Origin of the sequence: Hymenobacter sp. 102, assembly GCF_049949205.1 — a bacterium.
Lineage (GTDB): Bacteria > Bacteroidota > Bacteroidia > Cytophagales > Hymenobacteraceae > Hymenobacter.
This window is the reverse complement of sequence record NZ_CP188175.1, coordinates 86,747-101,748: the sequence shown is the minus strand read 5'-3', so window position 1 is coordinate 101,748 and position 15,002 is coordinate 86,747. Positions and strand designations below refer to the sequence as shown.

General features: G+C 63.5%; 10 protein-coding genes and 1 pseudogene. 10 read left to right on the top strand and 1 reads right to left on the bottom strand.

Annotation, left to right across the window (positions count from 1 at the left end; translation table 11 throughout):
- The first annotated feature begins 270 nt into the window (after positions 1-270).
- Entirely contained in the window at positions 271-1,458 is a 1,188-nt protein-coding gene (locus ACN19L_RS25125; RefSeq protein ID WP_190786136.1) for a DUF2231 domain-containing protein, read from the top strand.
- Positions 1,459-1,464: 6 nt separating this feature from the next.
- Entirely contained in the window at positions 1,465-3,885 is a 2,421-nt protein-coding gene (locus ACN19L_RS25120) for a multicopper oxidase domain-containing protein (protein ID WP_190786135.1), read from the top strand.
- 18 nt (positions 3,886-3,903) lie between these two features.
- Here the strand turns inward: ACN19L_RS25120 and ACN19L_RS25115 are convergent, their stop codons facing one another.
- Complete coding sequence (locus ACN19L_RS25115; protein ID WP_426491515.1) at positions 3,904-4,824, bottom strand: toxin-antitoxin system YwqK family antitoxin; 921 nt, start codon at positions 4,822-4,824, stop codon at positions 3,904-3,906.
- A 267-nt stretch (positions 4,825-5,091) separates the two neighbouring features.
- Between ACN19L_RS25115 and ACN19L_RS25110 the strand changes: the two genes are divergently transcribed.
- From ACN19L_RS25110 to ACN19L_RS25075, 8 genes and pseudogenes are all read left to right on the top strand, one after another.
- Positions 5,092-6,051 carry a site-specific integrase gene (locus tag ACN19L_RS25110; RefSeq protein WP_426491514.1) on the top strand — a complete coding sequence of 320 codons (960 nt, stop codon included), beginning with the start codon at positions 5,092-5,094 and terminating at the stop codon, positions 6,049-6,051.
- 104 nt (positions 6,052-6,155) lie between these two features.
- Entirely contained in the window at positions 6,156-6,563 is a 408-nt protein-coding gene (locus tag ACN19L_RS25105) for a DNA methyltransferase (protein ID WP_426491476.1), read from the top strand.
- Positions 6,564-6,876: 313 nt separating this feature from the next.
- The gene (locus ACN19L_RS25100) at positions 6,877-7,470 is read left to right on the top strand and encodes a recombinase family protein (RefSeq protein ID WP_426491513.1); all 594 of its coding nucleotides are present in this window, start codon (positions 6,877-6,879) and stop codon (positions 7,468-7,470) included.
- 93 nt (positions 7,471-7,563) lie between these two features.
- Positions 7,564-8,241 (top strand): response regulator transcription factor, encoded by a 678-nt coding sequence (locus ACN19L_RS25095; protein ID WP_426491376.1) that lies wholly within the window; start codon positions 7,564-7,566, stop codon positions 8,239-8,241.
- Positions 8,238-9,023 (top strand): hypothetical protein, encoded by a 786-nt coding sequence (locus tag ACN19L_RS25090; protein WP_426491377.1) that lies wholly within the window; start codon positions 8,238-8,240, stop codon positions 9,021-9,023. The genes ACN19L_RS25095 and ACN19L_RS25090 overlap by 4 nt, the downstream gene beginning before the upstream one ends.
- Positions 8,969-10,354 carry a phosphatase PAP2 family protein gene (locus ACN19L_RS25085; protein WP_426491512.1) on the top strand — a complete coding sequence of 462 codons (1,386 nt, stop codon included), beginning with the start codon at positions 8,969-8,971 and terminating at the stop codon, positions 10,352-10,354. The genes ACN19L_RS25090 and ACN19L_RS25085 overlap by 55 nt, the downstream gene beginning before the upstream one ends.
- A gap of 108 nt (positions 10,355-10,462) precedes the next feature.
- Positions 10,463-11,875, top strand: a complete 1,413-nt coding sequence (gene omp85, locus ACN19L_RS25080) for an Omp85 family outer membrane protein (RefSeq protein WP_426491380.1) — start codon at positions 10,463-10,465, stop codon at positions 11,873-11,875.
- Between the two features lie 93 nt (positions 11,876-11,968).
- A pseudogene (locus ACN19L_RS25075) lies at positions 11,969-14,987 on the top strand (Tn3 family transposase).
- Positions 14,988-15,002: the final 15 nt, after the last annotated feature.

The following is a 15,002-nucleotide window of genomic DNA, read 5'->3' as shown; positions in this document are numbered from 1 at the left end:
CAGTAGGTCGGGCGTTTTTCGTTTTAGCGTTTCCTGGGACGGCCTGTAGTCAGGACCAGGTTGCTTGAAATTATGCAACCGTGCGGCCGTTTGCGTGTAAACATTGTCGCGGTTTGACTACGTATGGTACCCAACAGGGAAAGCAACGACCGCCTGGCTAGGACCAGTGGTCAGCGCGGCCTCTCCATTACCCATTGGGATTTGCCCCGGCACTGCTGCTTGCGGTCAGCCGGGGTTTTTCCGTGTACCGGCCTTGGCTCATTCGGCTCTATGTTTTCAGATTTTCCCAATCTGCACCCCCTGGTGGTGCACTTGCCCATTGTCCTGATACTGCTGGCTGCGGCATTGCAGGCCCTGCTGGTATTCAAGGACTGGCCCCAGGTGCGCTGGATTGCCTTGGCCGTGATGGCTGGGGGCTTTGCCGGGGCGGTGGCGGCCAGCACCGTGTTTCATGCGGCGGCAATTGGCCTTTCGCCCCGGGCAGCGGCCGTGTACGCGGCCCACGAGCAGTTCGCCGGCTACACCACCTGGCTCTCGGGCATCACGCTGCTATTGGCCGGCATCGGGTTTTACTTTAAGGTGCAGCGCCGGGCCTACGAGGTGCTGGTGCTGGTGGCAGCCGTGGCGGCGGCCGGCGCGCTTTCCGTGGCCGGGCACCGAGGTGCGCAGCTGGTGTACGTCGAGGGCGTGGGTCCCAAGGGCAACCTGCTCGATAAAAGCCACGGCCACGGCGGGGAGGATGCCATGCCCGGCATGGACATGCCGGCTTCCGAAGCGGACGCCCACAACGAGGAGGTTGGCCCAAGCGACGGGACTCGCCCACCATCAGTGGCTACGCCAGGTACCTCCCCGGCCAGCATGGAAGGCATGAACATGGGCCCCGGCCCGCAGGCCGCCCAGCTAGGTCAGCGCCGTCAACCCATGGAACAAATGGAAGGCATGAACATGCCCACCCAACGGCGCGGCGGCCAACCGCAGCCGGCGCCGGCAGGACGGGCCGCCCAGCAGGGAGCCATGGCCGATATGCCGGGGATGAACATGCCCGGGATGAGCACGCAACGTCCCTCCGGCCAAGGCAGCCCGCGCAAAGCGCCGCCCGCCCCGATGGACATGGGCAACATGCCCGGCATGGACATGGGTCCTGCCCGCTCGAAAAACACCTCCCCAAGCAAACCCGCCATAGGTACTATGAAAGGCATGGAAAACATGCCCGGCATGCAGCCCGCCGGCGGCCAAAAGCCTGTGACAACGCGCCAGCAGATGGACGATATGTCCGGAATGCCGGGCATGAAAAAGGGCGAGGCTATGCCCGGTATGGGCGATAGGAAGGGAATGGAGAAGCCCGGAACGGGCGCCATGCCGGGCATGCCGGGAATGGCCATGCCCAGCAGCCCCATGGATAAGTACCGGTTCGAGGACAACAACCCGGCCCGCAGCACCCCCAAACGCGACAAGTAACGACCGATGCGAATACTCTTTCTACTGGCTGCCCTGCTGGCCGCCATGCCCGCCTGGGCGCAGCACACGCCGGGCATGCGTATGGGCAAAAGCGCCGAGCCTCACCTGACCCAGTCTGCGCCCCCGGCTGCTCAGCTGCAGGGCAAGGTCGTGACGCCTCGCACGAGCTACGTGGGCAAGCGGGTGGAGTACGACCTGTACGTGGACGAGCGCCTGGTCAACTTCACGGGCCGCACCCGCCGGGCCATCGGCATCAACGGCCAGATTCCGGCCCCCACGCTCACCTTCAACGAGGGGGACACCGCCGTGATTCGGGTGCACAACCAGATGCACATGGAAACCAGCATCCACTGGCACGGCCTGCTGCTGCCCAACGAGCAGGACGGCGTGCCCTACCTCAACACGGCCCCGGTCGAGCCGGGCGGCACCCACACGTTTACGTTTCCCCTGATTCAGAGCGGCACCTACTGGTACCACTCCCACACCATGCTGCAGGAGCAGGACGGCGTGTACGGCTCCATCGTCATCCACCCCAAGCGCATTCCCTACGAGATGAGGGAGTACGTGCTGGTGCTCTCCGACTGGACCGACCACAAATCCAAGGAGGTGCTGCGCTACCTCAAGCGCACCGGCGAGTGGTTCGCCGTGCAGAAAGGGGCTACGCAGAGCTACGGCGAGGCCCTGGCCGCCGGCTACTTCAAGGACAAGCTCAAGCAGGAGTGGGGCCGCATGCCGGCCATGGATTTGACGGACATCTACTACAACAAATTCCTCACGAACGGGCAGGAAAAGGGCTATTTCAAGGACGCCAAGCCCGGGGAGGTGGTGCGCCTGCGCGTCATCAACGGCAGCGCCTCGTCCTACTTTTACCTGCAGTACGCCGGCGGTCCTATGCAGGTCATCGCCGCCGACGGCATCAACGTGGAGCCCTTCCCCGTCAACAAGCTCGAAATAGCCACGGCCGAAACCTACGACCTGCTGGTCACGGTGCCCGCTGTGGGCGCGGCCGAGTTTCGGGCCACGGCCAACGACATCACCGGCTACACCTCCACCTTCATCGGGCAGGGCGAGCCGATGAAAGCCCCGGACCTGCCCCGCATCAACTACTTCCAGATGATGCGGGAGATGAACAGCATGGAAGGCATGAGCGGCATGGACATGGGCGGCGCCGGCATGACCAAAGAGCAGGGCAGTGGGGAGATGAAAGGCATGGACATGGCGGGCCACCAGGGCCCGAAGCCAGCCAGTCCGGCTGCTGGTTCGCCCATGCCGGGCATGGACATGCAGCACGGCGCCGCGCCCGCTGCCACGGCCCCCTCACCGCAGAGCCGGCCCGAAAATGCCCAGGAAAAAGCTGGCAAAAGCATGGGCAGCATGCAGGACATGGGCGGCATGGCGGGCATGGACATGGGCGGTATGGCCGGGATGAGCGGCATGGGCGGCAGCGCCGGCGACTTCAACTACAACATGTTGCGGGCCCTTAACCCCACCACGCTGGATTCGACCAAGCAGTGGCGGGAAATCAACCTCACCCTGACCGGCAACATGCTGCGCTACGTGTGGTCGTTTGACAACAAGACCCTCTCGCAGGCCGACAAGATTCCCATCCGCAAGGGCGAGAACGTGCGCATGACCTTTACCAACACCACCATGATGCGCCACCCGCTGCACCTGCACGGGCACTTTTTCCGGCTCGTGAATGCCCAGGGTGCTTATTCGCCGATGAAGCACACCTTCGACATTCAGTCCATGGGCAAGGTCACCATCGAGTTCGACGCCAACGAGGAACAGGACTGGTTTTTCCACTGTCACATCCTCTACCACATGATGGCCGGCATGGCCCGCATCGTGAGCTACGAGGGCACCCCGCAGAATGAGTACGCCCGCACCGACTACAAAGAGCTGAAAAAAGAAGACAACCAGCCTTACCTCTGGGCCGACCTGATGGCGCACTCGCAGGGCGCTTTTCTGGAAAGCACCCTGTCCAACAACCGCAACGCGCTCGAATTCGAGGGCCGCGTGAACTACCAGGGCAACTTCGAAACCGAAACCCACCTGCTGCGCTACCTCGACAATCGGCAGTTTCTCGCCGCCTTTGTCGGCTTTGACTACCGTAACAACCGCACGCTGCTCGCAGAGGGCGAGCGGAACACCAAAAACAACCGGCGGGTGTTCGACGTGGGCCTGTACTACCTGCTGCCCCTGCTCGTGCGCTCGGAGCTGCGCCTGGACAGCAACGGCAAGGTGCGCCTGCAGCTGGAGCGCACGGACCTGCCCCTAAGCAACAACTTCTTCGCCGACCTGCTGGTGAACACGGACCGGGAATACAACGTCGCCTTCCGCTACATGGTCAGCAAGTATGTGTCCTTGAGCACCAACTACGACAGTGACTACAAGTGGGGCGCCGGCCTGACGCTCCACTATTAATCGCCCGGAGGTGTAGCGTTAATTGCAGGCCTTCACCAGGGCGGTCACGCTGAGCGTGGCCGTGGCATCGGTCGTGTAGTTGTCGTTGTTCACGCACACGAAGAAGCGGCGCGTTCCGGAAGGCAACGACATTGGCCGGGTTTCCTGAGGGGTATTGGTTTCCATGCGCAGGCAGGAATTGGGAATGGTTATCGAGCCTTTTGTGGCCAGAAACTGCTGCACCGCTGCCGGATTCGTGGTGATGTACCAGTGACATTTGGTGGACGTCGTGGGCGGCTTGGTGTCCTGCTTCGATAAGGAGGAAGCAGCCATGGACAACAGGGCCACCGTACCGGTGGCCGGATTGCTCAAAGCCGCGGCCATGCTCAAGGCCGTGGACCAGGAAGCGGGCTGGTGGCCGTCACGGATGTCGAGCTTGTACACGATGCCTACCGTGCCCTCGGGTACGTCGATTTCAAACACTTTCCGGCTCAGGTGCATGCAGTTGCTGCAGTGAATCTCCGCGCTGCTGAGCGGCAGGGCATCCTCCACGGCGTATGTGCATTTGATTTCGCGGCCGTCGTCGTGCCAGCTGCGAAAGTCGGATTGCTGGGCGCCGTTGACGTACGTGCCCCGAAAGCTCAGCTTTCCGTTCTCGTGCCAGCCCGTGCACAGCCCTGAAGGCACGTCGGGGTGCTCTTTAACCATCTTGCCTTCCCACTGCTTTTGCCAGGAAGGGTAGAAATAGTCGCGCACCGTGCCCACGGTTTTACCAGCCGCGTCGTGGCGGGCAATACGGGCGTAGGCCACTTCCTCCAACGTTTCGGTGCGCTCCCAGTCCCGGTCGAAGTAGACGGTATCGGCTGGAGGAAGCGTTACCGAGGCCGGCTTGGGACGCTGGGCCAGCGCGGTAACAGTACTAATAAGGAGTAGGAACTGCAGAAAGTAAAGTTTTACCATACAGAGTAAGCCAGCGGAAAAGACAGAGTAGCGGTTGGTAAATGTACTGACAAGTCGCTTTGTGTCTAATTCTCACATGGGGCTACATGAATGGGTAGGCAGCAAGTTGGGACGTCGTACTTGTTACTTAAGATGCCAAAGTTCTCGCGCAACGCTGAGCCAACTCTTTTTTCGATAAGGTATGATAAGTCTTAGTTATCATACCCTATTCACTACTTTTGGGAAACGCTCCGTTTTCGTGTTTTCACTCCTTATATATAGGCTGCCGTGAGCTCCGTCCCCGTCATTCCCTCATCGCCCGCTTCCGCCGGTCTGGCGCACCTGACCGAACACACGACTCGGTATGTCGAAGCCGGCCTGCAAGGAGCACCAAACACGGCCCGGGCTTATGCTGGTGACTGGCGCCGCTTCACCGAGTGGTGCACCACGCACGGTCAGGTGGCGCTGCCGGCGTCGGTGGATACGCTCGCGGGTTTTGTGACCCACCTGGCCGAAGCGGGTAAGAAGGTGTCGACCATTCAGCGCAGTTGCGCGGCCATCAGCAAGGCCCACGCGCTGCGTGACCTGGCTTCGCCCACAGATGATAAGAAATTTAAGGTGCTGATGGACGGCATCAGCCGGTTGAAAGGCGTGCGGCAAAAGCAGGCGCCGGCGTTTTCACTGGCCAGCTTCAAGCGCACCATTAAACATCTCGATGCCAGCACGCCGGTGGGCTTGCGCGACAAGGTCATCCTGCTGCTGGGCTTTACTGGGGCCTTCCGCCGGTCCGAGCTGTCGGCCCTGGACCTGGACGACTTGACGTTTTCCGAGGATGGGCTTACCATTAACCTCAAACGCAGCAAGACCAACCAGTTGGGGGAAGCGGAAGAAAAGGCCATTTTCTATTCGCCGGACCCGGCGCTTTGTCCCATTCGAACGCTGCAGGCTTGGTTAAGACTGTTGGAGCGCCCGTCGGGGCCCATTCTGGTTTCGTTTCGCAAGGGTGGCCGACTCACCGACCGCCGGCTGACCGATGTGCACCTCAACAAAATCGTGCAGCGACACCTGGGCCCGAAGTTTACGGCTCATTCGCTGCGAGCCTCGTTTGTGACGGTGGCCAAGCTCAACGGAGCCGATGACAGCGAAGTGATGAACCAGACGAAGCACAAGACGAGCGAAATGATTCGACGCTATACTCGCCTTGACAACGTGCGGCAACACAATGCGGCGCAAAAACTGGGCTTATAACGCCTTCATTTTCTAAAAACTATTATTTATAGCACAATGCTTTGCTAAATTCAATAGCACGCCGTAACGATTCCTGAAAAGAATGGGCTTAACTTTCGTCTGAAATGACAACAATGACTGCTCCAACCCGACGTCAAAAAGAGGCTGTTACAGCCTCTCCACTATATATACAAGGTGACATTGGCCTGAACCAACCCAAGGTGAGTGACGGCAAGCCAGCAGTGATGCTTGTGCCCGTTGAGGCATCGGTAGACATGCCTCCTCCTGCTTCTTCCCAACCGGCCTTTGTTCAACGGATTCTCGGAGATGCCACTCGCGTTTCATCAGTTATTCCTGCTAAGTCGGTTGACCTTATTGTGACCTCTCCACCGTATTGGCAGAAGAGGGATTATGGGCACGCTGATCAATTGGGCCAAGAAGCGACGCCTGCAGAATACGTGCAGGCGCTTATCGGTGCGATGAGGGATTGGAAAAAAGTGCTTAAGAATACGGGATCCATTGAGGTGGTCTAGCTAAGCTGGACAGAGTTGGGACGTTGTTTGAAGGTGGAGTTCGAAATGGTTGGGAGCTTGGTAGCCGAGGGCGGAATGGCGTCGTTCGGCGTTGTAGTAGGGGTCGCACTAGAGTAGGAACGGAAAACAACGCTAAGGCCAGTTGGTCGAATTTTGGCGGGTCGGGGTGTCTCAGAATACGTGCGTTTTTCCGCTCCGCTGGTCGCGCTCGTTTGGCCTCCTTACGAGTCGGGCAAAAACTGTCTCATATGCTGTTCTCACGAATCAATGGCTCGCTATCTTTGCTCCTGCTGACTTCCTGAGAATACCGCCTATGATTTTCGGCTACGCCCGTGTTAGTACCCCCGACCAGCAGCTACACCTGCAAACCGATGCCTTGCAGGCCTACGGCTGCGCGGAGGTCGCGCAGGAAAAAGTATCGTCCGTGAAAGAGCGCCCGGCGCTGCAGCACCTGCTGACCCGCCTGCGGGCGGGCGATACGCTCGTGGTCTGGAAACTCGACCGACTGGGCCGCTCGCTCAAAGACCTGGTCACACTGGTCAGCGGCTTTCAGCAACAGGGGATTCACTTTGTCAGCCTGCAGGACCATCTGGACACGACCACCGCCCAGGGCCGCCTCATGTTTAACCTGTTTGCCTCGCTGGCTGAGTTTGAGCGCGACATCATTCGGGAGCGCACCAAGGCGGGCCTGACGGCGGCCCGGGCACGGGGGCGCCAGGGCGGCCGGCCTAAAGGTCTTTCCAAAGAAGCCCTCTCCAAAGCCCAGGCCGCAAAAACGCTTTACCTGCAACAAGACAAGACGGTAGCAGAAATCGGGCAACTGCTGGGAGTGGGCCGGGCCACTATTTACCGTTACCTGGCCTATCTGGGGGTAGCAACCGGCGGAAAAGCGCAGGAAGCGGCGTAGTTCGGGCCGTTCTATCCAGACAGCTCAGTGCCCCCGTCAGAAAGTCTTCAGAATTGCCAGCTACCTTTCAGCCGTTCCTCACCTTGCACTCCCGTGAAGCTGCTGATTGTAGAAGACGAGCCGGCCCTGCGCACCTCCTTGATGGAGTACCTGCGCCAGGACGGCTACGTGGTGGAAGCAGCGGCCAGCTACGAACAGGCGCACGAGAAAATCAAGCTCTACCAGTACGATTGCGTGCTGCTGGATTTGACCCTGCCCGACGGCAACGGGCTGGACGTGGTGCGCACGCTCAAGGCCGACCGCTCCCCGGCCGGCGTGCTCATCGTCTCGGCCCGGGGCGCGCTCGACGACAAGGTGCTGGGCTTGGAACTGGGGGCCGACGACTACCTGGCCAAGCCGTTTCACCTCTCGGAACTGAGCGCCCGGCTGAAGGCCATCATCCGGCGGCGGCAGTTTCAGGGGCAGCGCCACCTACTGTTTCAGGAGTTGACCGTGTTTCCCGACCAGGCCCGGGTACTGGTCAACGGGGAACCTGTAACGCTTACGCGCAAGGAATTTGACTTGCTGCTGTATCTGCTCACCAACCCCGGCCGCGTGCTGACGAAGGAGTCCATTGCCGAGCACGTCTGGGGCGACGCGGCCGATGCGGCCGACTCCTTCGACTTCCTCTACACCCACCTCAAGAACCTGCGGCGCAAGTTGCAGGACAAAGGAGCCGGCGACTACATCCGCTCCGTGTACGGGGTGGGCTACAAGCTTAGCGCAGAATGAAGCTGCTGGCCGCCACCAACCGCTACTACCTGCTGCTGGCCACCGTGCTCTTCACGGCCGGCAGTGTGTTCCTCTACTACGGCGTGCGCTGGACGCTGCAAAGCGAAGTGGAGGAGCGCCTGTTTCAGCAGCGTGACTACTTGCGGGCGCAGGTGCAGCGCACCGGCCACCTGCCCGGCACCCCGTTTGAGGGCCGCATGCAGCTCAGTGCGCAGCCGCAGCCGGAAGGGCTGCGCGATACCCTGCTGCTGGAGCCCCTGGAAAACGAGTTGGAGCCCTACCGCCAGCTCACGTTTCGGCTGCCGCTGAACGGGCAAACCCAGTGGGTATCGCTCAGCAAGGCCCTGCTGGAAACCCATGACGTGCAGCGCCTGATTGTGCTGTTGCTGGTGGGGGTGCTGGGTACGCTGCTGCTGGGCGTGGTGGGGCTCAACCGCTGGCTGACCCGCCGCCTCTGGGCCCCGTTTGAGCAGACCCTCCACCAGCTGCGCGGCTACGACGTGCGCCAGCACCAGGTGCTGCACCTGCCTGATGCCCACATTGAGGAGTTCGCCCAGCTCAACCACACGCTCACCCACCTGAGCGAGCGGGTCGCGGCCGACTACATGTTGCTCAAAGCGTTCACGGAAAACGCCGCCCACGAAACCCGCACCCCGCTGGCCATCATGCAGGCCAAGCTGGAACAGCTGCTCCAGCTGCCGGATTTGCCCGCGCCGGCCGGCCCTTGGTGGGCGACCTGTACGCGGCCGTGCAGCGGCTGGCCCGCCTGCACCAGGGGCTGACGCTGCTCAGCAAAATTGAGAACCAGCAGTTTGCCGCCGCCCAGCCGGTGCCGCTGGCCGAGCTGCTGCGCGAAAAGCTGAGCCAGCTGGAGGAATTCATCCAGCAGAAGGAGTTGCAGCTGGACGTGCAATTAAATGCCGCGCCGTTGCTTATGCTGCACCCCGCGCTGGCCGATTCGCTGCTCAGTAACCTGCTGCACAACGCCATCCGGCACAACTTGCCGGGCGGCCTGTTGCGGTGCAGCTGCGTGCCACCGAGCTGGTCATCACCAATGCCGGCCCCGCCCTGGCGGCGCAGCAGAAACCCGCACAGTTTTTCGAGCGGTTTCGCAAGCAGAATGCCGCTTCGGACTCGCCCGGCCTGGGGTTGTCCATCGTGCAAAGCATCACGACCTTCTATGGCTTTACCGTGGCATACGACTACGCCCCGGATTCGGCGCGGCATACGCTGCGTGTCCGGTTCGCTTCAGCGGTTCCCCGCCCCTGACCCCTACAGAATGTGCACAGAATTGCGCTCTACGTTTGGGGCGTACCTGCTGCTTTTTTGTATGCCCCGCTCCGTGTTGCTCCCCTGGCTGTGCTGGCTGCTCCCCCTGTTCCCGTCCCGGGCCCAGACGGCGCCTGCTGTTTCGGTACCGCCTTCCCTGCGTGACTCCACCACCCGCCCGCCGCTCTGGCAGGGGCCGGTGGCGCGGGCGCTGCTGGTGCCTACGCTGCTGCTCACGGCCGGCGCCCTGACCACCCATCGGGTGGAGGCGCTGGAATCAGACGAGGAGCTGCGGGAGGAAATCCGCGAGCATATGGGCCGGCCCACGACGACGCTCGACAACCAGCTCCGGTACCTACCAGGGGCCGTAACGCTCGGCCTGGGCCTGGCCGGGGTGCCGGGCCGTCACAAACCCGTGGACCAGCTGCTGCTGGCGGCGCTGGCCTTCACCCTCAACGATGCGGTGACCAGCAACCTGAAGAAGCTCACGCAGGTGCAGCGCCCCGACGGTTCCGACTTCCATTCCTTTCCCAGCCAGCACACCAGCCTGGCCTTCGCCTCGGCTACGTTTCTGCACAAGGAATACGGCGGGCGTAGCGTCTGGTACAGCGTGGGCGGCTACTCGCTAGCAGCGGCCACGGGAGGTATTCGCATGGCCAAAGACGTGCATTGGTTTTCCGATGTGCTGGCCGGAGCCGGCGTGGGCATTCTGTCAACGCAGGCCGCGTACTGGCTGTACCCGCTGGTAACAAAACCACTGCGCAAGGTGCTGGGCAACCGGGCGCTGGTCGTGCCCAGCTACCAGCAGGGGGCCATCGGGGCCACCGCCGTCATGGCGTGGTAAGGCAAGAGAAGGAAACTACAGAATGCCTTCAGAATCGTGCGGGAGCTTTGTCGGGCTAACCTGCGCCAACGAGCCAGCGCATGGCTTCCTCACTAACGGTCCCTCCCATTGCCCAGCAAAAAACAGATAAAAACAAGCCTGTTGCGTACCTGGCTCACGGCCTCTCTGGGCCTGTGCGCCGCCGCTGCCTCCGCCCAACAAGTGGACAGCCTCTCCTTTATCCGCTCCAAGCGCATGTCGGATGCCGACCTGGCCAAAAAACGGGAAGGCCTGTTCGTGACCGGCTTGCCCGACCTCTCGTCCGACCCGGTGACGGGCTTCGGTGTGGGGGTTAAAACCAACATCATCTGGAACGGCACCCGCGACAACCCGCTGTTTGCCTACACGCCCTACCTCACACGCCTGCGCGCCAACGCGGCGTACTTTACCACCAACGCCCGCGAGCTGACGCTGTCCCTGGACGTGCCCTACTACAAAGGCACGCGCTGGCGTTACCGCGTGGACTTCAAGGCCCAGCAAAACCCGGCCAACCTGTACTTCGGCTCGTCCGAAACCACGCTCGGCCGCCTGCGCCTGCCCTCCAACCCGGACGAGACGTTTGCCACCTACGCGGAATATGACGCGGCCCGCAAAACCCTGCGGCCCGGGCAGGCCGGCGAAGCCGCCGAGGTCACCGATGCGCTGTCCAACCGGTTCCGGGAAACCGAGTTCATGCTCAACCTCAAAGCTGACTACGCCCTGGGCAAAGGTCGCTGGCGCGTGATGGGCGGCTACGAGATTCAGCACCTCTCCTACGACACGTTCCAGGGCACCAAGGCCGAGGCCACCCGTAACGGCGAAGAAACCACGGCGCCTAACGGCACGTCGCTACTGCAGCGCGATGCCCAGCAGGGGCGCATCTTTGGCCTGGACGGGGGGTGGGTGTCCATTATCCAGACGGCGCTGATTCACGACACGCGCGACTTTGAGCCCGACCCGACCCGCGGGGTATACTTTGAAGCCGCCAACGAGTTTTCCAGCCCCGCCATCGGTTCGCAGTTCAGTTTCAACAAGCTGTTTTTCCAGGGCCGGGCCTACCGCAAGCTGCCCGTGGGTCCGCGCACGGTGCTGGCCGGGCGGGTCGGCGCGGGCACCATTTTCGGGAAAGAAGCGCCGTTTTTTGAGTTTCAGGACCAGTGGAGCCCCGACGGCAGCATCAACGCCCTGGGCGGGCGGCAGTCGCTGCGGGGCTACCGGGCCAACCGCTTCCTGGCCCGCTCGCTGGCCTTTGCCAACGCCGAGCTGCGCATCCGGCTGGCCGATGTCAAGCTGGGCAAGCAGAACTTCGGGCTGGGCGTGGCCCCGTTCGCGGACGCCGGCACGGTGCGCGACCGGTGGCAGGACCTAGGCTTTCGCGACGTCCGGTTTTCGTACGGAGCCGGGGCGCGCATTGCCTGGAACCTGTCCACCATGCTCTACGCGGACTACGGGGTGTCCAAGGAAGACCGGCTGTTCTACTTCGGCATCGGCCAGAATTTCTAACCCCGTGGCGGCGCGGCGCTTCCCGGCCGGTTGTTCGGGTTTGATAGCGGCACCGTGCGCCATTTGGCTTATTCTTTCGCGCCTCCCTGGCCCATGCCCGTAGAATTCCTCAGTGACGAGCAGGCCGCCCGCTTCGGCTGCTACGCCGACGAGCCCAGCCCCGAACAGCTGGCCCGGTTCTTTTACCTGAGCGCAGCCGATGGCCACCTCCTGGCCGCGCGCCGACGCCCCGCCAACAAACTCGGGTGTGCCGCAGCTCTGCACCCTGCGCTTTTTGGGCACCTTTCTGACCGACCCGCTGCGGGTACCGGCCGTGGTGGTGCAGACGCTGGCCGAGCAGCTGCACCTGCCTGCGGACGCCTTGGCCGCGTACCGGACCCGGCCGAACACGTGGTACGACCACCAGGCCCGGATTGTGGCCCACCTCGGGTACACCCCGTTTGACGGGCGGCAGACGTTCCGGCTCACCCGCTGGCTCTACGCGCAGGTGCTGACGAGCACCGTCCGGCCCAGCGTGCTGTTTGATTTGACCACGGCCCACCTGGTCGCCCAGCGGGTCGTCTTGCCCGGCGTTTCGTTACTCGCCCGCCTGATTGCGCGGGTCCGCGAGCGCACCGGCCGCCACCTCTACCGCCAGCTGCGCACCCGCCTGAACCCGTCCCAGCAAGCGGCGCTGGAAACCCTGTTGACCGTGCCGGCCGGCGAGCGGCTCACCCACCTGGAGCGCCTGCGCACCCCGCCCACCCGCGTGTCCGCCCCGGCGCTGGCGGCCGCTTTGCGCCGGGTGGGCGAAATCCGCGCCCTGGGCGTGAGCGCCGTGCCCGTGGCCGACTTACCCGAAGCCCGGTTGGCGCGCCTGGCCCGCCATGCCCAGCTGGCTTGGGCACAGACGCTGGTGCGCATGGGCGAGGAACGCCGGCTGGCCACGCTGCTGGTCTTCGCCCAGACCCTGGAGCGCACCGCTACGGACGACGTGCTCGACCTCTTCGACAGCCTGCTCACGTCGCTGGCCCTGCGGGGCGAAACCAAGCGCCGGCGCGAACGCCTGCGCTCGCTCAAGGACCTGGACCAGGCCGCGTTGCTGCTCCAACAGGCCGTGGAACTGCTGCTCGACGAGGCCGTACCGGCCGGGCAGGTACGCCAGCAGGTGTTCGACCGCCTGGGCCAGGCGCCCTTGCGCGCTGCGGCGGCCACCGTGCAGGAACTAGCCAGTCCGCCGGAGGACCCGCTGGCCGAAGCCTTGAGCGGCAGCTACGCCACGGTGCGCCGGTTCCTGCCCGCCTTGCTGGCCGGCGTCGCCTTCGAGGGGACGCCCACCGCCAAACCGCTGCTGGAGGCCTGGGCCTTTTTGCAGCAGCAGGAAGCCGGCGGTCGGGGCCGCCCGAAGTGGTCGGCCGCGCCCCGCACGGTCGTCCCGAAGGGGTGGGCCCGGCGGGTGTTTCCCGCCAAAGGGGAAGTGAATCCCCAGGCGTACACCCTCTGCGTACTGGAACGGCTGCAGCACGCCGTGCGCCGCCGCGACGTGTTCGTGCCGACCAGCGAGCGCCACGCCGACCCACGGGCCGAACTGTTGCGCGGGGACGCCTGGGAAGCCGCCCGGGATTCGGTGGCCCGGGCCCTGGACCGCTCCCTGGACCCGGCAGTGGAACTGGCCCGTCTGGGGCAACTGCTGCGCACGGCGTATGCGGACGTTGGGGAGAACCTGGCGCAGCACACCACCCTGCAGGTGGTCGAGCAAGACGGTCAGCCGGTCGTCACCCTCAGCGCCTTACCGGCGCAAGAAGAGTCCGAGCACCTGGTGCACGTGCGCGAGCAGCTGGCGGCGGCCCTGCCCCAGGTCGAAGTAGCGGCCCTGTTGCGGGAGGTGGACGCGTTTACCGGCTTTTCCCTCGCCTTTACCCACGTGGCCGACGGGCAGCCCGCCGCCGCCGACCTGCCGCTCAGTATCTGTGCCGTGCTGTTGGCCCAGGCGTGCAACCTGGGGCTAAAAACCGTGGCCCGGGCCGACGTGCCGGCCCTGACGCTGGCGCGCCTGGCGTGGGTGCAGCAAAACTACCTGCGCGCCGAAACGCTCACCGCCGCCAATGCCCGCCTGGTGGATGCCCAGGCGGGGCTGCCATTGGCCCAGGCCTGGGGCGGCGGGGAGGTGGCCTCGGCCGACGGCATGCGCTTCGTGGTGCCCGTGCGCACGCTGCACGCGGGCTGGAACCGCAAATACTTCGGCTCCCAGCGCGGGGTGACGTACTATAACTTCACCAGCGACCAGTTCACGGGCTTTCACGGCATCGTCATTCCCGGTACGCTGCGCGACTCTTTGTTCATCCTGGCCGGGTTGCTGGAACAACAAACCCGCCTGGACCCGCGCGAAATCATGGCCGATACCCACGGCTACAGCGACGTGGTATTTGGCCTGTTTTCGCTGCTGGGCTACCGCTTCAGCCCCCGCCTGGCCGACTTGGCGGACCAGCGCTTCTGGCGGCTGGAAAAAGAGGACGACTACGGTCCGCTCAACGAGTTGGGCCGCCACGTGGTCAACGCCCGCCTGATTCACGCCCACTGGGACGACATGCTGCGCCTGGCCGGCTCTCTGAAACTCGGCAAAGTCAAGGCCACGGCCGTCATGCGCACCCTGCAGCGAGCGGGCTCGCTCTCGGGGCTGGGGCGGGCGGTCGCCGAATTGGGCCGCGTCGAAAAAACATTGTATTTATTAGCCTACGTGCAGGACGAGGCCTACCGCCGGCGCATCCTGGTGCAGCTCAACCGGGGCGAGGGGCGGCACGCCGTGGCCCGGGCCGTCTTTCACGGCAAGAAAGGGGAGCTGCGCCAGCGCTACCGCGAGGGCATGGAAGACCAGTTGGGCGCCCTTGGACTCGTGGTCAACGCCCTGGTGCTGTGGAACACCCGCTATCTGCAGCACGCCCTGGAACGGTGGCAGCAGACGGAAGGCGTGCTGAACCCGGACGACGTGGCGCGCCTCTCGCCCTTGCTGCACGAGCACGTTAACATGCTGGGCCGCTACGATTTCAGCCTGCCCGAAGACATTGCCGCCGGCGAAATGCGCCCGTTGCGCAACCCCGCCAACTGGGAAGAACGGCTGGTCGAATTTCCTTAGCGTTGTTTTCCGTTC

Bases quoted from the DNA above. Each gene is read 5' to 3' on its own strand.
- ACN19L_RS25115 (WP_426491515.1), bottom strand. From the start codon at position 4,824: ATGGTAAAACTTTACTTTCTGCAGTTCCTACTCCTTATTAGTACTGTT.
- ACN19L_RS25100 (WP_426491513.1), top strand. From the start codon at position 6,877: ATGATTTTCGGCTACGCCCGTGTTAGTACCCCCGACCAGCAGCTACAC.
- ACN19L_RS25090 (WP_426491377.1), top strand. From the start codon at position 8,238: ATGAAGCTGCTGGCCGCCACCAACCGCTACTACCTGCTGCTGGCCACC.
- ACN19L_RS25120 (WP_190786135.1), top strand. From the start codon at position 1,465: ATGCGAATACTCTTTCTACTGGCTGCCCTGCTGGCCGCCATGCCCGCC.
- ACN19L_RS25105 (WP_426491476.1), top strand. From the start codon at position 6,156: ATGACAACAATGACTGCTCCAACCCGACGTCAAAAAGAGGCTGTTACA.
- ACN19L_RS25125 (WP_190786136.1), top strand. From the start codon at position 271: ATGTTTTCAGATTTTCCCAATCTGCACCCCCTGGTGGTGCACTTGCCC.